This window comes from Mycolicibacterium flavescens (genome assembly GCF_001722335.1).
In the GTDB taxonomy this organism is placed as follows: Bacteria; Actinomycetota; Actinomycetes; order Mycobacteriales; family Mycobacteriaceae; genus Mycobacterium; species Mycobacterium flavescens.
Map to the genome: position 1 here is coordinate 95,079 of NZ_MIHA01000015.1, position 21,201 is coordinate 116,279.

Below are 21,201 nucleotides of genomic sequence, written 5' to 3' on the forward strand. Positions count from 1 at the left end.
GGGTGGAACGCGCTGACTGACGGCCGCTGGCAGTAGGCTCGGCACATGTCTGCCCGTTCGACGATCCTGAAGAACTCCGCCGCGGCCGCCACCGGCGCGCTGGTGGCCGGCATCGGTTACGCCTCGCTGATCGAGCGCAACGCGTTCGCGCTGCGCGAGCTCACCATGCCGGTGCTGTCGCCGGGGTCATCGCCGCTGAAGGTGCTGCACATCAGCGACATCCACATGCGGCCCGGACAGCGGCGCAAGCAGGCCTGGTTGCGCGACCTGGCCGGCCTGGAGCCGGACCTGGTGATCAACACCGGCGACAACCTCGCGCACCCCAAGGCGGTGCCCGCGGTCGTGCAGTCGCTCTCCGAGCTGCTGTCGGTGCCCGGCCTGTTCGTGTTCGGCAGCAACGACTATTTCGGTCCGACGCCGAAGAACCCGCTGAACTACATCACCCGGCCCACCCACCGGATCCACGGTGAGCCGCTGCCCTGGCAGGACATGCGCGCGGCGTTCACCGAGCGCGGCTGGCTCGACGTGACCCACACGCGCCGCGAACTCGAGGTGCGCGGGGTGCACATCGCGGCGGCCGGCGTCGACGATCCGCACCTGACCCGGGACCGCTACGACACGATCGCGGGACCCGCCAGCGCGGCCGCGGATCTCAAGCTGGGGCTCACCCATTCGCCCGAGCCGCGGGTACTCGACCGGTTCGCCGCCGACGGCTATCAGCTGGTGATGGCCGGCCACACCCACGGCGGTCAGCTCTGTCTGCCGTTCTACGGTGCCATCGTCACCAACTGCGAACTGGACCGGTCGCGGGTCAAGGGGCCCTCGCGGTGGGGTGCGCACATGCAGCTGCACGTTTCCGCGGGCATCGGCACTTCGCCGTACGCGCCGTTGCGGTTCTGCTGCCGGCCCGAGGCGACGCTGCTGACGCTGGTCGCCGCGCCGACCGGCGGCCGCGACGCCGACACCCGGGCGGGCAAGTCGCATCCCAGCGTCGCGCTGCGGTGAGCCGGCCGGCGTCGACCAGCGCCAGCCGCAGCCAGCCACGCACATGGGTGGACAACGCGGTCCGGCTGATCGAGGCCGACGCCCGCCGCAGCGCCGACACCCATCTGCTGCGGTATCCGCTGCCGTCGGCGTGGGGTGAGGGCTGCGGTCTGCAGCTGTATCTGAAGGACGAGACGACCCACATCACCGGCAGCCTCAAGCACCGGCTGGCACGGTCGCTGTTCCTGTACGCGCTGTGCAACGGCTGGATCGGCGAGCACACCACGGTCATCGAGGCGTCGTCGGGTTCCACGGCGGTCTCCGAGGCGTATTTCGCGGCGCTGCTGGGTCTGCCGTTCATCGCGGTGATGCCGTCGTCGACCAGCGCCAGCAAGATCGCGCTGATCGAATCACAGGGTGGGCGTTGCCATTTCGTCGCCGAATCGAATCAGGTCTACGCGGAGGCCGAACGGCTGGCCGAGGAGACCGGCGGCCACTATCTCGACCAGTTCACCAACGCCGAGCGAGCCACCGACTGGCGCGGCAACAACAACATCGCCGAGTCGATCTTCGAGCAGATGCGCGACGAGGCCCATCCGGTGCCGGAGTGGATCGTCGTGGGCGCGGGCACGGGCGGGACGTGCGCGACGATCGGCCGCTACATCCGCTACCGCAGGCACGCCACCCGGTTGTGTGTCGTCGACCCGGAGAACTCGGCGTTCTTTCCCTCCTACGCCCAGAACGATCCCGAGATGGTGACCGGCCGGTCGTCGCGGATCGAGGGGATCGGCAGGCCGCGGGTGGAACCGTCGTTTCTGCCGGGGGTGGTGGACCGGATGGTGGTGGTGCCCGATGCCGCGTCGGTGGCCGCCGCGTGGCATGCGAGCAAGGTGCTCGGGCGGCGGGTGGGACCGTCGACGGGGACGAATCTGTGGGGGGCGTTCGGGCTACTGGCGGAGATGAAGGCGGCTGGCCTCAGCGGTTCGGTGGTCACGCTGTTGGCTGACAGCGGAGACCGCTACGCGGACACCTACTTCTGCGACGACTGGCTGAGCAGCCAGGGGCTGGAACCGTCGGCGTTCGCGTCGGTGTTGGCCGAGTTCGAACGCTCGGGCCGCTGGCCCTGATCGTCGGCGCCGCCGGTCAGCGGACCGTCGGAGGTGAGGAAGAGCCACAGCGCGGCGAGCGCGAAGAAGCCCAGGTAAATCGATGCGCCCAGACCAGTCATGATGTCCTCGCTTCCTCGGTTGTCACTCATGATCACCAACGCCACCGACAGGTCGATGCTTCCCTGCGCCGCGCGTGACGTCCGCCGCACGACACGCGGTTCAGCGATCTTCGTCTCACCAGTTCTGCGGGAGGGTCGTTGATGGCGTACCGGTCGCAGCCGTAGCGCGGATCTCGACGATCGGACCGCGAAATCTGCAGGAGGGTCGCGATCGAACGCCGACCCACAGCCCTGGCGCAGATCTCGACGCTCCTGGCGGCCGGCGACGCCGTTAGCCGTTTGGCTTCGCACCCTGCCGGTGCGATACGCTGTCGTGGCTTCACGCGGGGTGTGGCGCAGCTTGGTAGCGCGCTTCGTTCGGGACGAAGAGGTCGTGGGTTCGAATCCCGCCACCCCGACTCGCGTGATCGCAGGTAGAAGGCCCTGACTGGTTCTCCAGTTCGGGGCCTTCTTTCGTTCCAGTCCGCAGTTGGTCCGCAGCAGCTTTCAGGGACTTGGTTCGCGCATCGTCCAAAGCCGCGGAAACCATCTCCAGATCGTCCGGGAACAGGTCGGCGTAAGTGTCCAGGGTCAGCACCGCCGAGGCGTGCCCCAGCATGGTCTGCACGGCTTTGACATTGGCGCCGGCACTGATGGCCAGGGATGCGGCGGTGTGACGGAGATCGTGCGGAGTTACGACTGGGAAGGTCGCATCCTTCTCGAGGAGCCGCTTGACCGCTTTGTTGAAGACTCGGCGGCGCCAGTTCGACACTCTCAGAACTCCGCCTTCGGGCGCGGCGAAGATGAGGTCATCGGGCTTCTTCCCAATCATCAGGACGGCCAGTTCGTCAGCAAGAAACGCGGGGAAAGGCACCATCCGCTGCTCGTAGGACTTGGGTGACGACCACTCCAGTTGCCCTTCGACCTCCGTCACGGATTCCCGCACGTGGACGCGACGTCGAAGCATCTTCGCGTCACCGACGCGCAGCGCCGCCATTTCTCCCCAGCGCAGACCGGTGTAGGCCAAGAAGCGCACGACCGTCGCATCCGTCCCGACTTCAACAGCGAGCTGCTCCACCTGGCGGTGCGTCAGGTAGCCGCGTGGTCGCCGCTTGCGGCGGGGAAGCTTGATCCCCGTGCACGGATTGCGCGCGATCCGTCGGTCCTCGACTGCCATCTCCAGAATCTGACGCAAGATGCCGACGGCATTCTCAACTGTGGCGGCACCAGCACCCGAGGACGTCATTGACTGGACCCAGGCACGCACGTCCGTCGTCTGCACGTCGGCGACAGCCACCGCAGACCAACGAGGCTCGACGTACACCGGCCAGGTGTACCTCCGAGTCGACGCGGTGGTCTTCTTGAGGTGGCTCTGCGTTCCGACCCATTTCGCATACAGTTCGCCGACGCTCACACGGCCCGCCTTCGGAGCGACGTAGGCGCCGGTCACCTGCATGGCAGTGATCTCATCGAGCCAGGCTTGGGCATCCACTTTGCGATCGAAGGACCTGGTGTTTTCTTGCCCCTGGTCGTCGACGTAGCGGGCCAGCCAACGACGCCCCGTGTTGGCCCGCGCCGTTGGGCTGCCATCTGCCCGCCGCCAACGATCTTCGACACCAGCGCGACGATTACGTCTCTGCATAGTCCCCTCCTCCGTAACAGCGAGTGTGCCATTGAGAACCGACAACTACTGAAAAGAAACGAATTTCACCAATTTCCGATCGAAGTTGCCCATGGTGGTGGACTCATCAAGTCGTGGAGTGTCACTGTTGGTTCGATTGAACCGACCGCAATTCAGGAGGAATGTGATGGAACTGCTTGGAGCTAAACAGGTATCGGAGCTGATCGGCGTTCCGGTCGGCACGCTGCGCTACTGGCGGCACTCCAATATCGGGCCGGCGAGCTTTACGCTGGGACGCAGGGTCGTATATCGGCGGGACGAAGTTCTGCGCTGGATCTCGCAGCGGGAGAGTGCAACCCGCCGCGGCGGCGGCGACGCCGCATGACGTCCACCCACGAAAAAGACCTCGGGGACTAGCCGAGGTCTTTCGTTCGAACCACCCGATTACTCAGCACGGAGATTCCACATGAGGATAGCGCGGTATGCCCGTACACAACAGCACCATGGGCAGGAAAACCCATGAGCGGCAGAGGTGAATCAGACAAGAAGTCAGTAGCGGCACGCTTAGTCGACATGGCCCGGGAACGCTACCTTCTCGGCGTGTCCGAGGATGGCGAGCCATTTGGCGCCGAACGCAATCGACCGCACCTCGCGATGCTCCTGCGTGGCGGCCGCGCTGGCCTACGGGCCGATCTCGCGGCACGCTACTTCACCGAAACCGGCGCGGTCGCCGGCGGCCAAGCACTTACCGACGCCACGCTGATCTTGGAAGGCCTGGCAGCCACGCAGGCACCTGAGAAGTTGTACCTACGCGTCGCCGACCACAACGGAACGAGCTACATCGACACCGGAGATCCAGACGGCCATGTGATCAAAATCCGCGATGGAAGGTGGTCGATAGCTTCCGCTGCGCCGGTGAGGTTTCTCCGCAACAAGAAGCTGACGGGGGCGATGACGGCACCGCACTCAGACGGGGACGTGACGAGGCTTTGGGAGTTCGTCAATGTCGCCGTTGAGGATCGCCCGGTTCTTCTCGCATTTCTGGTAGCTGCTTTGGTTCAGTGCGACGTTCCGCATCCGGTACTGGCCCTCTTCGCCGAGCAAGGTAGCGCGAAAACCACAACGACGCGGAACCTGGTCGAACTCATCGACCCCTCACCCGCCCCGTTTCGCCAAGCGCCACGCGACGCGGATTCGTGGGCGACTGCCGCGTCTGGATCGTGGGTTGTTGCTCTGGACAACTTATCGGGCATCCCGCCGTGGCTGTCGGACTCGTTATGTCGCGCTGCGACAGGCGACGCCACGGTGAAACGGTCTCTATATACAGATGCCGATCTCGCGGTGATCAAGTTCCGCCGATGCGTGATCATAAACGGAATCGACGTTGGTGCGATCAGACCTGATCTGGCAGAGCGACTAGCGATTGTGGAGCTGCGACGCATCGATCGCAGCATGCGACAGTCAGAGGCCGAGATGCGACAGCGGTGGGAAGCCGCTCTACCAGGTATCTTCGGCGGACTACTCAATTTGGCTGCCACCGTTCACTATCTGTTGGAGACCATCTCAGTTGAAGACCCGCCCAGGATGGCGGACTTTTGTCGCACGCTGGCGGCTGTGGACGAGATCTTGTCGACTGATGGCGTACGACGCTACACGTCGCGCGCCAATCATTTGTCAGCGGACAGCTTGTCATCTGACCCGTTCATGGAACAGCTTCGCTCGCGCACTCGAGAACCTCTCGTTGGTCAATCCGGCGGCGATTTGCTGACGCTACTCACGCCGGTCGACGACAACTGGCGACGGCCAAGGGATTGGCCGAAGAACGGTCGCGACGTTTCAGGGTTACTGCGGAGGCATGCCCCGGCGCTTCGCACCCTCGGATGGGTGGTCGAAGACGATGGTGCACGCAACCACAGGAACGTTCTGCAGTGGACCATCTATCCGCCGTACAAAGATCTTGTGGCTCATCGAACCTCGCAATCCTCGCGTGCCGCGCTGACGCAGATCGGCGGAAATGCGAATGCCACCGGCAATTTCCAGAAAGCGCCGGAAGCCGGCACTACAGCAGGCGATGGTGTCACGGCGGAAGCGTCGTGACCTACGGCGCTCACAGGGGGTCAGGTGCCAAGATGCTTCGTCGCGTCCCGCCTCATCTGATCTGACAATGCTTCGACACCGGCGGAGAGCCGACGCGTGGCAGCTCGCCGAGATCGGTCGGTTGGGTCCTGAGCTTCGTCCTGAATCGGCAGCAGGAGAGCGATCGCATGACCGTCAGCCGCGCGGATCTCGAATGGTTCTCCTCTCTCAACGCTCGACAGCACCTCGTCGAAGTCGCGCAGGAGATCAGGCACCGCAATGATCTTCATCATCTTGCTCCAAGACTTCGAGGTCATATCCGGTTCAGTCGCGAAAGGGCTGCTGGGCGATTACCAGCTTGTCGTGTTTGGGATTCGGCCTTCAGCCACGCACATTCTGACACCATGCGCGATATCCGATGTGGCAGTCCAGCACTGCGAGGCCCGACGGACTGCCCGCAAGTTGCATTCGCGCGGGTGCCCCGTAGCTGCCGGTGAGTCGGTCAAGGCATGACAGGGCACCAAACTTTCTGGGCTGCTCTGCAATCCGCGACTGAGTTCGGATCTACCACCTCGATGTCACGAAGCACGGATTTACAATCCTCCACTGAGCACCCGAAGTCGGTCAGTGCTTTCATCCAACTCACCAGAACTGCCGTCGAACGGGATCTATCCTCGGATGATCCGGTTGCCCACGCACGACCGAACGTGGCCGCCACGCTGTCACGAAACGCTCTGTACACCAACCAATATGCTTTGTCGAACTCTGATCGAGAGAACCAACTGTATGCAACCAGCTGCGGTACACCGAATTCGCGCTCGATGATGCTTGGATTCGCAAGGCGAAGGGCAACGCTCCACTGTTCGCGAGCGGTAACTATGTGGCCGTGCGGCGAAGTGGGCTGAAGCAGCAGCACGTATCGGCCACCTTCCGAGTAGTCGGCCCATCGCCGATTTGGGCCACACGAAGGTAACGATGGAGCTGAGGGCGAATACAGGGTCGTGCGATCCCAGGTCGATGACGGAGACTGTAGCGAAGCGTTTGCACAGATGATCTTTAGCTTCGAGCTGATCCGCTCCAGCCTGTTCGCGTAGTTAATCAATGGATAGCTGACCGGCAAGGAGTCGTTTCCCCACAAATCATCCCCAGTCCGAACGTGAAACTCGCGGGCCCATGCAGACGCCTGATCGACGACGTTCACCAGATGCGCATGCAGCCGCTCCAGCTCGGCCCGCCAAGCTTCACCATCTACACCATGAGAAACGGAATCCATTCTCCGAAATCACGCTCCTGCGGCGTCGAAAAGATCAGTGATCCAACCGGTTCCGCGACCGTCAAGGTAAGCATGTGCTGCGGCGTAGATCATGTCTTCCATCGGCAGATCCGCCGGCACTGCCCCGCTGTTGCCGTCAGCAATCCACCCCAGGACCACCTCAAGCGCCCGGCAAATGAGCCATTGCGCCCGGTACTCTGTGCAGGCGCTCTCAGTGGGTTCGTCGTCCCAACCCGGCTGCACCATTCCAATGCTGAACCATTGCTGCTGAACCGCTTCGGCAAACTGGGCACGGTCCGCGGCATCTATCCTGCCGTCAGCCGCCACCGGCCATACCGAATCGAAGTTCGACGGAATCCGAGGGGCATCAGCGGTGACGATCGCGAGGCGCGCGTCGGAAACGATCGCTTCGGTGATCAGTCTGGCTGCCCGATGGGTGAGCCCTCTAGCACGAAGTTGGGCTACACGCTCGAAAAGTTCGGGGAACTCTCGCTCCAGTCGGTGCGGAGCATCCTCGTCAGAGATGGCGGCCAGCTTTTCGATCGAGGCGGGCATGGACATGCCGGAGCAGGTGGCCCATTCAGTGCCCCAGCGCTGCGCGGCAGTCATCAGCGCCGCTACCTCCGACCAGGTGGTCGCTGCAGCGGCCAAGCGCCAGCCAGCCGGCTCCGCGGCCTTGAGTTCCGCGTAGGCCGCCAGCGTTGCTGCCGGATCGAGATTCCCGGTCCACCGGCTACGAAAGCCCTCACCAATAGCTTGGTCGGACCAAAGCATCCGCACGCCTCGACGGATCTCGACCCCCGCTGGTACGTAGCCTGCACCGTGGTGGGTCAGCGCAACAATAAGCCGATCCCCGGTTGCTGAATACATCAAGCCAACCGCCCAGAGCGCGAAAGAACGACAAGTCTCGGTGGCGTACAGCAGTTCCCATGCCAACCGCTTGACCATTTGTAGATCGCTCGACTCGTTGCGCTGCCGTTCCAAGTCGCGGGCTGCGGCGGCCGCTACCCGCGACGGCAGCGTCGCGGCCGGAGTTGTCAGTGCTGCTGCTGCGATGGATGCGGTGGCAGGGGTCATTGACGCATGAGCACCGCCAACCGACGGACCAGCACCCGTCGCCGGCGCAATGGCGGCCGAAGCCGACGGCGGCGGACCCAGCGGGCCTGGGGGCAGCAAGGACGCTGCAACCGGGGAATGGGGACCACCGCTAGACACGGCCTGCGGCCCAGCAATAGACACTGGTACCGCACCCGTGGTCGCCGCAATAGGCGGCTGCGATGTACCACTCGGCGATGGCGCCTGCATTGCCGCCGACGCAGCGGCTGGGAAAGGAGCAGGGGTTGTTGTCTGGGTGCCGGCCACCGAGGACAGCGGCGCCGGAGCACTCGCGTGCATGACCCCCTGCAGCGCGACGGCAGATGGCGACGATGCGGACGCTGATGGTCGTACGGAGCCTGCGTGCGACATTCCTCCAGCGCCCGATCCCGATAACGACGATGCCGAACCGCCGAGCGCGGCCATCGAGCCTGCGGATGACCATGGTCCTGTACCGGTGAGGCAGGCCCCACTGCTTCCGATATCTGCCACAGCGGCGCCGTACGCGGGACCGGTGCCCTGCGCCGAGAGTTGCGATGACACCGAGGAAGAACCAGGGGTAGGCCCGGTGCTGACTCTCGGCGCATTGTTGCCAGACGACAGGTTGGCATCAGGCGGGTCTGGCGCCGAATGACGAGTCTGCGTACCGCCGGTCTCTACTACTGCGTCGGGCGGACGCTCGGGCGATTCGTCGGATCGCTTATCGGTCGACCGATCGTCATCGCCAGCACCGACCGGATCGCCACTCGGCGGCCCCTCCGGCAATGGCGCAAATCTCTGCCCGAATTGCACGGTAAGAGCGCGAATCTCATCGGCCGCACCGACAGCGGTCGCTCGTGTCCGCGCAGCAGCACCGGTGATGATGCCGATCGCGATGGGACTTCTGCTCGGCACATGGACAAGTTGCTGATGTGCCTCAGCATCGATCGTGTCGATCATCAGCTCAGCACTCATCTGGATCGCGGCAACACTCTGCATCAGATCAGCCGCGGCACCGTCCGCCTCAGCCTTGTCGTCGGCCCGGACTTGAATACGTCTGTAGGCAGCGTGCATTGCTTCGAAACCACTTGACTGCGCCACACCGGCAGCCTGCAATCCGTGCAAGGCGACCCGGTGAGCATCTACTGCGGCCGCGGTCGCAGTCGCCAGATGACGTTGAGCCGCAGCCCTGCCTTCAGATTCTTCGCGCGTGGTCGGCCATACGTCAGGCGCCACGATAAAGCGTGAATAGGTGCGAGCAGGTAGCGAAGCGGCCATCAGCCGGCTCCCGCTGCTTCGCAGACAGTTTCAGCGGCCTGGAGTGCACTCGAATACCGATCGATCATGTCGTTCGAAATCGAAGCGGGTTCGCGCCGCAAGTCAGCATCGACGACAGCGACAATCGACTGCCGAACGTCAACGAGCGCATCAATTATCTCTCGTGGTACCTCTGGACCCAGCCGAGTTTCCAGATAGTTCAACTCTGCACCCACCGCGCTGAAGTAATAGCCCTGTAAACCGAGGCTTTGCGATGACTCCCAGTCATTGGCCCGGTCGACTCGATCGATAAACGCGCCACGCGCAATCCCAACACCGCTCTTGAAATTCCCGAGGCCGGCACACGCCTCAAGTGCTGCACCCTGCTTCTCCGCTGACTCAACAACAGACGTAGCTGAGGTCGCCGGCGTCGGCGAGTGTTCAGCCTGCCCACGCATGGAGGTAGTGAGACTGACGGCGAGCGACACGATTGCAGCGGCAGCGCCAACAACCGCGAACGGAAATGCCGCCCTGCTCACAAATCACTCCACCACGGCGCGAAGTTGTGCGGCGTTGGATTTATCAATGACGACAAGGGAATTAACCGCTGCGGCCGCTGTGGCGCTCAATGCTTCAACCCGCAGGAGCAGCCCCGCCGCATGACCCCGCTGGGCAGCGACAGAAGTGAAGTCTGCGAGGCCAGCTGCGGCGTCGATGATGGACAGCCTGCCTGTGGCGACCGGACCGGCAGGTTCGACAACCGAGGCGTCTGCACCCGCCACGCCAGCGGCTGCGATTTCACCCCAGGCGGTGGCCGGCTGCAGATCGAGACGTTCCATGGGGCATAACGTACCGCTTTCCAATAACATTTCGCCACAGCTGAGCACATATCCGTACGCGACATATTTGCAGTTCATAGCGCTGATCTGCAGCTTTGAGCAAACAATACATTGGTCGCGGCGTCATGTCCGGAATGCTTGTTTCCGGCCGCGCTCTTCTAGATGTGCGGATCCAGTCACGACGGGATCGATGCCGCCTTTTCGCGTCGGGCTCCTCGTGGGCGGCCACTATGAATCGAATGCACGCGGACACCGAGTGCGTGCCACCTGACGGACAGCAAAAGTCAGGGCACATTAATTTCGATTCGGATAGACCGCTCTGGCGAGTTCGCGAGCGACCTCGAAGGTGCTGCGGTCCAATTCTTTACGCCGCGCCCGTTCAGCGACACTCGACAACAAGATCTTCATGGCGTCGGCGTTGTGGAGAGCCAGTTCGACCGCTTCGCAGACGGAACGAATCTCCGAAGCAGTGGCGCCATCGTGCTGTGTCCGCAGTTCACTGCCGCCAGCAGCACGAGGAACCTCGACGACGCGAATAGGTTCTCCATGGCGCTGGGCGGCTGTGCGTGCTGCTGAGGCGTCTCTGCGGCACGTGTCAGAGCAATAACGGCGCGGACGCCCCCTCCGAGACGTGACTTCAGGATCCAGCATGACGGCATCGCAACGGACGCACCGAGTTGGATCGAACGTCGAGTCGCTATCTGCTCCCATCGACCGATGATCAACATCAACTGCGCTGTGGCTTCGCAATGTTGCGCCGTTCGCGCCCAGGCCGCCGGCATTACGGGACTTGGTTACACGCTGCGCACCGCCGTCACCGGCACGCGCTCTGCGGAGCACATTCTGAAGGTCGCGAGCACCGACTTCAGCGAGATCGGCGATCGATGCAATAGTTTGACCGCGGTCCCTCATCCGCCCGATAACGGTTTGCAGGTTGACGAAGTGGCTCATGCGCTTGCATGCCGCATCCCTGCGGACGTTCTCAGTCACTTGATCGAGTCGCACACTCTCCCAAGCATCAACGGCTCCCACTCGCTGCAGCAGCACACGAATCGAGGCGGCATCGTCTACGTTTGCGCGTGCATCGCTTGCGCGCTTCTCGTTCGCCCTGCGCTGCGCTTCTCGCGCACGCTGGCGCGCCCGCAACTTGTCGCTTCCGCTCATGGACGCAAACGTAGAACAGGCCGCGAGTTATCGTCCACCACCGCAGCCACATTCGCGCGTATCGCGGATGCCTTTCTCGATATCCAGCTTCACGAACGCCGCAACGCCGTGTAGACCCTCAGAGTCACCATCAGCAACGAGCCGTTGGACTCTCAGTCGTCGACGCTTGGCGCGCCTTCTCTGCGGCCGGTGTAGTTGTCGCGCGCCGCGTGCCTTTCTGCGTCGGCGACGTCAGCGTTGAACGTGGCGGCGAAATCGGCGTACTTGGCATCAAGCAGATGCTCGTCAGGCGCCGCGGGGTGCACGGCGACCGGTCGGGACTCGTTGGATGGACGTGACGCCATGTCTCCAACGATAGGCAGCCGCTGCTCCGCCAACGAACGGGGTGCGCCAAGTTGATGGGGCATCGGGCCCACAGAGCACCCCGCAGGCCTCTTCGCGATTGCGAAACTGTTCTCGCGCAGTCCCCAGTAAGCGTCACAAATCCTGGCATCTCTTTAGCCCGACGGCTGCTTTCCCCGCCTGACTCCGATAGCTACTCCTCCTGCCATCCGCACCGCGACCTTCGGCCGCCCCCGGTCCGAACTCGCTGTTCAAAGGCACGACCCACACACCTCTTGCATTCTGGGCGGTGATCCGCTGATTTTCGACGGACGAAATTCGTTCTCCGGCGCACGCGGCCGAGGTGGCCGGCGTGAATGCATGTACCGCTCGAACCCGCTGTAGCTAGACGCCGTGGTTCGGCACCGAGATTCGCACACCGTGGCCCACTATGGGCATCGAGAGTCGTCGGGCAGTCGGAATCCCTCTGCGGGCACGTCAATGGCGCAACCTGCCACACGAAGTCGGCGCACCGGCGCTGGTGAACCCGGCGCCCTATTTCTCGGTCAAGACGGCTTGCGGCGGGGACGTCCCGGGCTGTCTACGGGCGGATCCTCCGCCGATATGGTTGACGTCCCGGCAACTATTCAGGGATCAAACCGTTCCGTTGTCGAACGTACTTCTTGCCTGCGATCGGAGTTGGGTTAAACAGCTCCGCCGTGTGCATTCAGGGTCGCTGCGGTTGCCGACAGAGCCGCCCCGTGCCGGTATCAGGTGACTATCTGTCTAGACGGACGGCGCGCCCCGTCCGACCGCCGCGTGCTCCTGGGCTTCACCCGGTCGCCGCCGTCTTCCACGATTTTGCGGTGGGCGGCGAGGAAATCGTCGACGATGTTCGCGCAGTCCTTGTGGGTTACGGTGCGAATCCCGGTCATGCGTGCGAAGGCCAGCGGGCCGACGAGTTGGCACAGCGCCAATTCAAGGTCGAAGTCGTCGAGTTCGGCTCGAGCTTTATCGCCGTTGAGTAGCGCGTCGAACGGTTGTCGGTACTGGTCGACGACTCGGGCCCGCAGAGCCCCGGATGCGTGGCGATCGTCGGTCTCGTCTTTGGCGCCGGTCGGCCCGAGTGAGAGCCATGCCAGGGTGGTGACGTGCAGCGGGGCGTCGTTGAACAGGGCGGCTTGGCGGCTGAGCAGCTCAATCAGTTGATCACGCAGGGAACCGCTGGTGGGTGCCGGTGTGGTCACCTGCGGCAGTAGCCGCTCGAACGTGGCGGCAAGCAGATGCGACGAGCTCTGAAAATGCCGATAGAGGGTGGTGCGGGCAACCTTGGATGCTTTGGTGACGGCATCGATGGTGACGGCCTCGACGCCTCCGGTGCTCAGAAGTGTTGCGGCAGCGTCCAATAACCGGTTGCGTGACCGTATCCGCCGCGGGTCGATGTCGTCGTCATCGTGCAGGGATGGCTGACTGCTGTCGCTCACGGGGTCACCTCGGCGGTCGATTTCAGGCGATGTCGCGCACGACAGTCTAGCAGTTGTGGTACCAAGAGTATCGCAGCGAAACTAGATGTACCGGGAGTGTCCTCGTGCCAGAAACTGCAGTACCGTCCGAACGGCTACCTTCGCACACCCCGACGTGCATGGGGTGCGGCCCGGCCAACCCGCACGGCCTGCATTTGGAGGTCCACCGCAGTGCGGATTCGGTGTATGCCGATGTTACGTTCGACGAGCGTCACATTGGAGCCCCAGGCTTGGCGCATGGTGGGGCGGTGGCCGCCGCCTGCGATGACGTGCTGGGCTTCACGTTGTGGATCGCCGGTACGCCGGCGGTGACGCGCACGCTGACGGTGGAGTATTTGCAGCCAGTGCCGTTGCACCAGCCCCACCGGATCACCGCGCACATCAGCGCCCGTGAGGGGCGGGCGCTGCATATTGCGGCGACCGGGACCTGTGAGGGGGTCACCCGGTTCACTGCGAGCGCAGTGTTCGTTGTGGTCGACACCGCGCATTTCGCCGCTCACGGCGACGTCAGCGGTTTCGGTGAGATCTTCGAGCAGCTCTCGCGCCGCAGCGGCGTCAACGGCCAAACGCCATGAGTGTCGCCAGCACTCGCGTGAGCAGCAATCCCGCACAGAATCAGGGCAGTTCAGCTGCCGACCAGGTCCACGCAGCTGAGGTGCCGCGTTCGCGTGCCTCAGCGCGTCGCCGCGAAGCGATCATGGATGCCGCGCTGGCTGTTGCTGCCACGGGCGGTTACGACGCGGTCCACATGCGGACAGTCGCCGAGCGAGTCGGTATCGCCGTGGGCACTCTATACCGCTATTACCCCGCCAAAACCCACCTGCTGGTGGCAGCGCTGACCCGAGAATTTCAGCGCCTCGACGTCTCCGGCGACTGGTCAAGCGGTGCCGGCACACCGCAACAGCGATTGGATCGACTGACCGCCCACCTACACGACCGGTGGCAGCGCGACCCGCTGCTGACCGACGCCATGACCCGGGCCTTCGCCGTTGCCGACACCCGCGCCGCTGCGGAGCTCGACCGCGCCGCCGCAACGATCGAAATCCTGCTGGCCCGCACCCTCGGAGGTGGCGAGCCGACACCGGCAGATCTGTGTGTCGCCGGCGTTATCTCCGACATCTGGCTGGCCAACCTCGTTGCCTTCATCAGTGGGCGCGTGTCGGCAGCCGATACCCGCGACCGTATCGACCGGGCCACCCGCAGAGTCATCGACAGGGCGGCCCCGAGCACAACCGCACCGTAACGCTACTTCTGGTATCGCAGCGATACCTGTCGTACTCTTCAGGTACGGCTCAACGATGCGTCGAAGGAGAAGGCCATGTACACCCAATGGATTGAAGACTGTGTCGTGCAACGTGTCTCTGTGCGCGACGGCTTGGTGTTGGACCTTGACGACTACAACGAGGTCGTGATCTCGCGCCCCTTGCTGCTCACCCTGCCTGCGGCCGGCCGCTTTCCCACCGAGGCGGTACTCATCAACCCCTTGCGGATCTCGGTGCATGAGCGCCCGCTGCTCAATCTGGCCGGCGCTGTGTGCACCCAGGCCTGGTCTGGTGACGACGGAGGTCTGCATCTGGCCTTCTCCCGTGGGCACCGCATTGACGTCCATCCCGACGAGCAGGTCACCGCATGGGAGCTGTACGGAAAGCGACATGGATACATGGCTTGCCTACCTCAGGGGCGAGTCCGTGTGGTCCGGCACGACATCCCCGACGACGACGACGCCAACATCGTGAACCGACGATAGGCCCGCTCCAGCTGGCGCCGACCAACTGCGAACCACTTCGCTACATGCTGTAGCGTAGCGATACTGATAGTATCGTCGACCAGGGGAGGTTCGGTGACCGACCGCACGACAGGCTCCTCGACAGCACCTGCCGCCCCAACTCGCCGGCGTGACAGCCCTTCCGCCGATCCCCCACACAGCCGCGAGTACAGCGCCCGGCTGGCGGCGCTGGGCCGATTCACAGTGCGGCACAAAGCACTAACCATCGGGGTGTGGATCGGCGCCGCCATCATCCTGGCGCTGCTGTTCCCCCAGTTGGAGACGGTGGTTCGGCAGCAGTCGGTGGATCTGATACCGCGCGACGCCCCGTCCCTGCAGACGGTGGAGCGGATGAGCACGGCCTTCGGCGAGCAAGGGTCGAAAACCGTGCTGATTGTGGCCATGGAAGATCCTGCCGGGCTGACCCCTGCGGCCCAGCAGCGCTACGACCGCCTTCTGGAGCGGCTGCGCGCCGACAGTGAGCACGTGTTGCTCGTGCAGGATCTGCTGGCCGATCCGGTCACGAAAACCCAAGCCGTCAGCGCCGACGGCAAATCGTGGTATCTGCCGGTCGGAGTGACCGGCACGCTGGGTGACCCCACGGCCGCCGAGTCAGTCAAGGCGGTGCGTGACATCACCGCCGAGGTGTTCAGCGACTCCACCACCACCGCGCACGTCACCGGACCGCCGGCGACGTTCAGTGACATGATCGCCTCCGCCGAGCACGATCTGCTGTTGATCTCGATCGCCACCGCCGGCATGATCGCCCTGATCCTGCTGATCGTCTACCGGTCGGTGTTCACCGCACTACTGCCGCTGCTGGTCATCGGACTGAGCCTGGCCGTCGGGCGCGGCGTACTGTCCGCGCTCGGCGAGATGGGTATGCCGGTGTCCCAATTCACCGTCGCGTTCATGACCGCGATCCTGCTCGGCGCCGGCACCGACTACACCGTGTTCCTGATCAGCCGCTACCACGAGCAGCGCCGCGCACAGGTGCCGGCGGATCAGGCCATCATCCACGCCACCGCCAGCATCGGCCGCGTAATCCTGGCCTCAGCAGCCACTGTCGCACTCGCCTTCCTGGCGATGGTGTTCGCCCGCTTGAGTGTGTTCGCCGCCCTGGGCCCGGCGTGCGCCATCGCAGTTCTCTTCGGTTTCCTGGCCACAGTCACCCTGCTGCCACCAGTGCTGGCGCTGGCAGCTAAACGTGGCATCGGTGAACCCAAATCCGATCGCACCCGTCGCTACTGGAACAGTGTCGCCGTGGCGGTGGTGCGCCGCCCGGTGCCGCTGCTGATCGTCAGCCTCGTCACCCTGCTCGCACTGTCCGCGGTAGCCGTGACCATCAAAATCAGCTACGACGACCGCAAAGGCCAACCTGCCACCACCGCCAGCAACCAGGGCTATCAGCTGCTGGACCGCCACTTCCGAAAAGACGTCGTCATCACCGAATTCCTCGTCGTCGAGAGCCCCACCGACATGCGCACCGGCAAGGGACTGGCCGACCTCGACGAAATGGCGTCCCGCGTCTCCCAGGTTCCCGGTGTCACCAAAGTCTCGGGTGTCACCCGCCCCACCGGGGAACGCCTCGATCAAGCGCAACTGGCCTGGCAAAACGGTCAAATTGGAGACAAGATGGCCGGCGCAGTCGCCGACGGCAACGCCCGCCGAGACGACCTCACGAAACTCACCGACGGCGCCGATCAACTCGCCGGCGGACTGGCCCAACTCGACACCACCGTGCGCACCGCCCTAGCCCCCCTGGCGGGAATCCTCACTCAAGCCCAATCCGCTGGCACTCAGGTCAACCAGTTCCGACCACTGCTGCAACAACTGTCAGCGACCGCCCCTGCGGTCGATCAGGCCATCCAATCCGGCCCAGGACTACGCCCCCTGGCCGACCAGGCACAACACGCGATCACCACTTTGGAGCCGCTCGTGGGTGCCCTCAACACCTCGCCGTGGTGTGCCACCACACCCCAATGCGCCCAGATCCGCGACCAAGTACAGATCCTGATCACACTGCGCAACAGCGGATTCTTCAACCAGATCGCCGACCTCGGCGACCGCTATGACCCCGCCAGCAATGCCACCGTCGCCGGAACACTCACCAACGTCCAGAACGCCGTCACCTCGCTCGACAAGGCCTTCGGGGCCCTCGGAAACCCCGCTGACCTGGCTGGCAACCTGCGCCGCCTACAAGACGGGATCGGCCAACTCGCCTCCGGCGCCCAAGCGTTGGCCACCGGTGTGCGCACCCTGGCCGACAGCAACATCGACATGCTCTCCGGGATGAGCCAGATCGCCACCCAGCTACAAAACTCCGCACGCGCGGCCCAGGACTCCGACTCATCAAGCGGTTTCTACCTGCCCGCCAACGCCTTCGAGAACCGCCAATTCACCGACGTCGCCAAGCAATTCCTCTCACCCGACGGCAAAACAGCACGGTTCATGATCGAAACCAGCCACGACCCCTACAGCGTCGAAGCCATGGACCTCGCCAACCGCATCACCAACACCGCCAACACCGCACGGCCCAACACCTCGCTTTCTGACGCCACCGTCTCTGTCGCCGGCTTCCCAGCCGTCAATTCCGACATCCAACGGCTCCTGTGGGCAGACTTCGCCCAACTGGCCCTCGCCACCACCGTCATTGTCGGCATCATCCTGGTGCTGCTGCTGCGCGCACTACTGGCACCGATCTATCTTCTCGGCACCGTCCTGCTCAACTACCTCGCCTCGATCGGATTCGGCGTCCTGGTATTCCAATGGATCTTTGGGCAGGAAATCGCCTGGCCCGTACCACTGTTGGCATTCATTATCCTCGTCGCCGTCGGAGCCGACTACAACATGCTGCTCGTCTCCCGACTACGCGAAGAATCCGGAAGCAACATCCGCGTCGGCGTGCTGCGCACCGTCGCCAACACCGGCGCCGTCATCACCTCCGCCGGCCTCATCTTCGCCGTCAGCATGTTCGGCCTCATGGTTGGCTCGGTGGCCATCATGATCCAAGCCGGCCTCATCATCGGATTCGGACTACTGCTCGACACCTTCCTCGTACGCACCCTCACCGTGCCCGCCATCGCCACACTCCTACGCGAAGCCAGCTGGTGGCCCACCAAACCAAACACCAGCACAACCTGAACACCGCTTCGCGCCGTCGCCCATACGCGGGAAGTCAACAGGCATACGAATCAAAAAGGTGGCGACCGGCTGCCAACCAAACCCGTCAGCGTGGAATTCGCCCCGCCCGAATATGACCCCTACGCCAGTACAGCAGGCCGCTTATCGACGGACGATATTGCGTCCACACCCAATCGGGCACTGCGCAAGACACTGTTCTGCGAGGATTGCGAGGGCAATCAGCGGCATCGGTCCTTGCATTTAGAAGGTGCTCGTGGCCGGCGTCGTTGTAAGGGCGGTGCCGCGGAGTTCGTTATCGCAAGGGTCGCCCGCAGACATGAGCGGTGCAGCGATGCGATGGGTGGCGTCTGAGTCCTGGAAATTCGGGATTGACGGAAATGTTGACGAAACCGTCCGCCAGCAGCTGCTGTTTAACCGATACGCGGCGATGACCGCACAGCCGGGCGACTGAGTCCGAGTCGGACACCGAGGTTGACCACTGATACATCGGCACCTGGAAACTTGGCTCTGTTCACAGACGCAGATATCCACTGCCGAGGCAGCGTCGCTCCGGCGACAGCGATGTCAGTGCGGAGCTGTCGGCCATCAGTGAGACGATCACGATTGCGCCAGACATGCGCCAGGGTTTGGACCCCGCGGCGATACCCCGCCGGAGGCTGAACTCCGCCTATAGGCTTAGGCGCTCGACTGAGGTAGGGGGACACCATGGCACTGACCACCTCGCTGGCGGGTCGAGTCCGGAACACAAGCCTGCCCAAGAGTCACGCCCTGCTACCGCTCCTTGAGGCGATAGTGAACAGCATCCAGTCGATCGACGCACGGCCCAAAGACCCAAACCGTCCAGGGCGGGTCGACGTGAAGGTGCACCGCGACGCCCAGGCGGAGTTTGACTTCGGCGCCGCGGGTCCCGGTCGTGCTCCCATGAAGCCGATCGTCGGATTCACCGTGAAGGACGACGGCGTGGGATTCACGTCGGCGAACCTCTCCTCGTTCGAGACCCTGGACAGCGACTATAAGTCAGACCTCGGCTGCCGTGGCGTGGGACGGCTCCTCTGGCTCAAAGCATTCGACAGGGTATCGGTGCGCAGCACGTACGAGGACGAAACCGGCACACTCCGGGGTCGCCAGTTCAGGTTCTCGATCGACCGCGAGGTTGAGGACGACGGCGATACGGACGGGTTCACACAGCCCGGAGCTGAAGTGCACCTCGATGGGTTCAAGAAGACGTTTCAGCAGTACGCGCCGAAGGGTGTCGATGCCATTGCGCGTGAGGTGCTCGAACACTGCATCTGGTACTTCCTCCGGCCCGGAGGCGCGCCCGTGGTGGTGGTCGCGGACGACGACGAGGCGGTGTCCCTGGCCGACCTGATGGACGAGTTCGTGGACTCAAAGATGTCGTCGTCAACAATCGAGGTCGAGGGGCAACGGTTCGACATGCTGAACCTGCGCCTCAAGCCTTCCGCGCGCACCTCCGTCCCTCGCCTCCACTGGTGCGCGGCGAGCCGTGTCGTCATCGAAGAGAACTTGAACGGGAAGGTCCCAGGGCTTCATGGCAGGCTCAAGGACGGGGAGTCCGGTGAGTTCGTCTACGCGTGTTACCTGACGTCGGGCTACCTCGACGAACGCGTTCGGTCCGACCGGACGGCGTTCGATATCGCCGACCGTATTGAGGGCGACCAGCTCGGCGACGACCTCGCGCTGGACGACATCCGGGCTGCCGTGCTCCAGGAAATCGGGAACATGCTGAAGGAGCCGCTTGATTCAGCCCGCACACAAGGCAAGCAGCGGGTCCACGACTTCGTGAGCACACGCGCCCCGCGGTACCGGCCGGTGCTGGCCAGGATCGAGGAGCGCGGCATTACGGTCGACCCCTCGGTGAAGGATCAGGACCTCGAGCTCCAGCTCCATGGGCATCTACAGAAGATCGAGGCGGAAGCGTTCGTGCAGGGCCAGCAGATCTCCGCAGAGGCCGATTCCGAGCCGGCGGAGGATTACGCGGAACGTCTTGCTGCGTACCTCAGCACCGTCAGCGAGATCAATCAATCTGACCTGGCCGCATACGTGTCACGCCGCCGGACGGTACTGGATCTACTCGCGCGTCTGATCCGGGCGGACACGGACGGGAAATACAGCCGCGAAGACGCAATCCATTCACTGATCATCCCGATGCGAACGGAGTCCAACGACATCGCCACCGACGCGTCCAACCTGTGGATCATCGACGAGCGACTTGCCTTCCACGACTACCTCGCCTCTGATAAGACGCTCAAGAGCATGCCGATCACTGGGGACGAGTCCACCAAAGAGCCCGACATCCTCGCGACGCGGCTCGTCGACTCACCTGTACTCGCAGCTGAAGGAGAGAGACTGCCCCTGCCGTCGATCGTTGTGGTCGAGATCAAGCGCCCCATGCGCAAGGACGCCACCGAGGACAAGAACCCGATACAGCAGTGCCTCGACTACGTGAAGAGGGTTCGCGCCGGTGGTGTACTAACGGCGACCGGGAGGCCGATCCCGCCGACTCAGGACCCGCCGGCGTTCTGCTACATCGTCGCGGACCTGACGGACAAGATGATCGAGCGGTGCGAGGTCTCCAACCTGCGGCCGACCCATGACGGCCTCGGATACTTCGGCTTCAACGACAACGCCAAGGCCTACATCGAAGTCATGAGCTTCGACGGGCTGGTCAATGCGGCGACCGAGCGGAACCGCGCCTTCTTCGACAAGCTGGGCCTACCCTCGAGTTGACGACCCTGTAGCCCACGGTCGGGCGGCACCAGCTCTCACAGGCCATCTCCAACGATCCGTCAAACAGACGGATTCGGATGTGTCGTCGGACTCCAAGGACGGCGACACACCATCGCGTCGGTTAACTGGCCGCCGCGAACTTCTCTTGGCGGGCGTTCAGTTGGCGTCGAGTGCGGCATGGGCGCGTTGAAAAGACGGCTCGGGG

Annotated in this window: 19 protein-coding genes, 1 tRNA gene and 1 pseudogene; 13 read left to right on the forward strand and 8 right to left on the reverse strand. The window is 63.7% G+C overall.

Going from position 1 to position 21,201, the window contains the following annotated elements:
* Positions 1 to 45: 45 nt before the first annotated feature.
* Together BHQ18_RS19700 and cds1 are read left to right on the forward strand one after the other, a co-directional pair.
* Positions 46 to 1,005, forward strand: coding sequence for a metallophosphoesterase (locus tag BHQ18_RS19700; protein ID WP_069415337.1), 960 nt, complete (start codon positions 46 to 48; stop codon positions 1,003 to 1,005).
* Complete coding sequence (gene cds1 / locus BHQ18_RS19705) at positions 1,002 to 2,111, forward strand: L-cysteine desulfhydrase Cds1 (RefSeq protein ID WP_205866143.1); 1,110 nt, start codon at positions 1,002 to 1,004, stop codon at positions 2,109 to 2,111. The genes BHQ18_RS19700 and cds1 overlap by 4 nt, the downstream gene beginning before the upstream one ends.
* Here cds1 and BHQ18_RS19710 read toward each other — a convergent pair.
* Positions 2,015 to 2,302, reverse strand: a complete 288-nt coding sequence (locus BHQ18_RS19710; RefSeq protein WP_084294158.1) for a hypothetical protein — start codon at positions 2,300 to 2,302, stop codon at positions 2,015 to 2,017. The two genes, cds1 and BHQ18_RS19710, sit on opposite strands and share 97 nt — an antisense overlap.
* A 234-nt stretch (positions 2,303 to 2,536) precedes the next feature.
* On the opposite strand from BHQ18_RS19710, the gene BHQ18_RS19715 reads away from it, so the two are divergent.
* Positions 2,537 to 2,610 (forward strand) — tRNA-Pro (locus tag BHQ18_RS19715).
* Between the two features lie 209 nt (positions 2,611 to 2,819).
* Here BHQ18_RS19715 and BHQ18_RS30575 read toward each other — a convergent pair.
* Positions 2,820 to 3,227: pseudogene (locus BHQ18_RS30575) on the reverse strand (tyrosine-type recombinase/integrase); the annotation flags it as partial.
* Here BHQ18_RS30575 and BHQ18_RS30580 point away from each other — a divergent pair.
* The 3 genes from BHQ18_RS30580 to BHQ18_RS19725 all read left to right on the forward strand — a co-directional run bounded on the left by BHQ18_RS30580 (position 3,138) and on the right by BHQ18_RS19725 (position 5,909).
* Positions 3,138 to 3,440 (forward strand): hypothetical protein, encoded by a 303-nt coding sequence (locus tag BHQ18_RS30580; protein WP_225503728.1) that lies wholly within the window; start codon positions 3,138 to 3,140, stop codon positions 3,438 to 3,440. The pseudogene BHQ18_RS30575 and the gene BHQ18_RS30580 overlap by 90 nt on opposite strands.
* Positions 3,441 to 3,999: 559 nt before the next feature.
* The gene (locus BHQ18_RS29215) at positions 4,000 to 4,197 is read left to right on the forward strand and encodes a helix-turn-helix transcriptional regulator (protein WP_011562206.1); all 198 of its coding nucleotides are present in this window, start codon (positions 4,000 to 4,002) and stop codon (positions 4,195 to 4,197) included.
* Between the two features lie 188 nt (positions 4,198 to 4,385).
* Positions 4,386 to 5,909 carry an AICE element replication initiation protein gene (locus BHQ18_RS19725; RefSeq protein WP_225503729.1) on the forward strand — a complete coding sequence of 508 codons (1,524 nt, stop codon included), beginning with the start codon at positions 4,386 to 4,388 and terminating at the stop codon, positions 5,907 to 5,909.
* Positions 5,910 to 5,929: 20 nt separating this feature from the next.
* On the opposite strand, the gene BHQ18_RS19730 is transcribed toward BHQ18_RS19725, so the two are convergent.
* Both BHQ18_RS19730 and BHQ18_RS30585 read right to left on the reverse strand, forming a co-directional pair.
* Complete coding sequence (locus tag BHQ18_RS19730) at positions 5,930 to 6,178, reverse strand: hypothetical protein (protein ID WP_131810944.1); 249 nt, start codon at positions 6,176 to 6,178, stop codon at positions 5,930 to 5,932.
* Positions 6,179 to 7,170: 992 nt separating this feature from the next.
* Positions 7,171 to 8,238 carry an EspK C-terminal domain-containing protein gene (locus BHQ18_RS30585; RefSeq protein WP_225503730.1) on the reverse strand — a complete coding sequence of 356 codons (1,068 nt, stop codon included), beginning with the start codon at positions 8,236 to 8,238 and terminating at the stop codon, positions 7,171 to 7,173.
* Positions 8,239 to 8,886: 648 nt separating this feature from the next.
* Here BHQ18_RS30585 and BHQ18_RS30590 point away from each other — a divergent pair.
* The gene (locus BHQ18_RS30590) at positions 8,887 to 9,327 is read left to right on the forward strand and encodes a hypothetical protein (RefSeq protein ID WP_225891813.1); all 441 of its coding nucleotides are present in this window, start codon (positions 8,887 to 8,889) and stop codon (positions 9,325 to 9,327) included.
* Between the two features lie 185 nt (positions 9,328 to 9,512).
* Here BHQ18_RS30590 and BHQ18_RS29225 read toward each other — a convergent pair whose 3' ends face one another.
* Positions 9,513 to 10,031, reverse strand: coding sequence for a hypothetical protein (locus tag BHQ18_RS29225; protein ID WP_225503732.1), 519 nt, complete (start codon positions 10,029 to 10,031; stop codon positions 9,513 to 9,515).
* A 3-nt stretch (positions 10,032 to 10,034) separates the two neighbouring features.
* Complete coding sequence (locus BHQ18_RS29230; protein WP_011562211.1) at positions 10,035 to 10,331, reverse strand: hypothetical protein; 297 nt, start codon at positions 10,329 to 10,331, stop codon at positions 10,035 to 10,037.
* 717 nt (positions 10,332 to 11,048) lie between these two features.
* On the opposite strand from BHQ18_RS29230, the gene BHQ18_RS30310 reads away from it, so the two are divergent.
* Entirely contained in the window at positions 11,049 to 11,609 is a 561-nt protein-coding gene (locus BHQ18_RS30310) for a hypothetical protein (RefSeq protein ID WP_041309918.1), read from the forward strand.
* A gap of 38 nt (positions 11,610 to 11,647) precedes the next feature.
* On the opposite strand, the gene BHQ18_RS19745 is transcribed toward BHQ18_RS30310, so the two are convergent.
* Positions 11,648 to 11,839 (reverse strand): hypothetical protein, encoded by a 192-nt coding sequence (locus BHQ18_RS19745; protein WP_225503733.1) that lies wholly within the window; start codon positions 11,837 to 11,839, stop codon positions 11,648 to 11,650.
* 747 nt (positions 11,840 to 12,586) lie between these two features.
* Positions 12,587 to 13,300: a TetR/AcrR family transcriptional regulator gene (locus tag BHQ18_RS19750; protein WP_011562214.1), complete on the reverse strand. Its 714-nt coding sequence runs from the start codon at positions 13,298 to 13,300 to the stop codon at positions 12,587 to 12,589.
* A 158-nt stretch (positions 13,301 to 13,458) separates the two neighbouring features.
* Between BHQ18_RS19750 and BHQ18_RS19755 the strand changes: the two genes are divergently transcribed.
* The 5 genes from BHQ18_RS19755 to BHQ18_RS19775 all read left to right on the forward strand — a co-directional run bounded on the left by BHQ18_RS19755 (position 13,459) and on the right by BHQ18_RS19775 (position 20,996).
* The gene (locus BHQ18_RS19755; RefSeq protein WP_221221718.1) at positions 13,459 to 13,914 is read left to right on the forward strand and encodes a PaaI family thioesterase; all 456 of its coding nucleotides are present in this window, start codon (positions 13,459 to 13,461) and stop codon (positions 13,912 to 13,914) included.
* Positions 13,911 to 14,582, forward strand: coding sequence for a TetR/AcrR family transcriptional regulator (locus BHQ18_RS19760; RefSeq protein WP_011562216.1), 672 nt, complete (start codon positions 13,911 to 13,913; stop codon positions 14,580 to 14,582). The genes BHQ18_RS19755 and BHQ18_RS19760 overlap by 4 nt, the downstream gene beginning before the upstream one ends.
* Before the next feature lie 75 nt (positions 14,583 to 14,657).
* On the forward strand, positions 14,658 to 15,086 hold the full coding sequence (locus BHQ18_RS19765) for a DUF6188 family protein (protein WP_069415339.1): 429 nt from the start codon (positions 14,658 to 14,660) through the stop codon (positions 15,084 to 15,086).
* Between the two features lie 93 nt (positions 15,087 to 15,179).
* On the forward strand, positions 15,180 to 18,248 hold the full coding sequence (locus BHQ18_RS19770) for an MMPL/RND family transporter (protein WP_011562218.1): 3,069 nt from the start codon (positions 15,180 to 15,182) through the stop codon (positions 18,246 to 18,248).
* A gap of 705 nt (positions 18,249 to 18,953) precedes the next feature.
* Positions 18,954 to 20,996, forward strand: a complete 2,043-nt coding sequence (locus BHQ18_RS19775) for an ATP-binding protein (protein WP_011562219.1) — start codon at positions 18,954 to 18,956, stop codon at positions 20,994 to 20,996.
* Positions 20,997 to 21,201 lie beyond the last annotated feature (205 nt).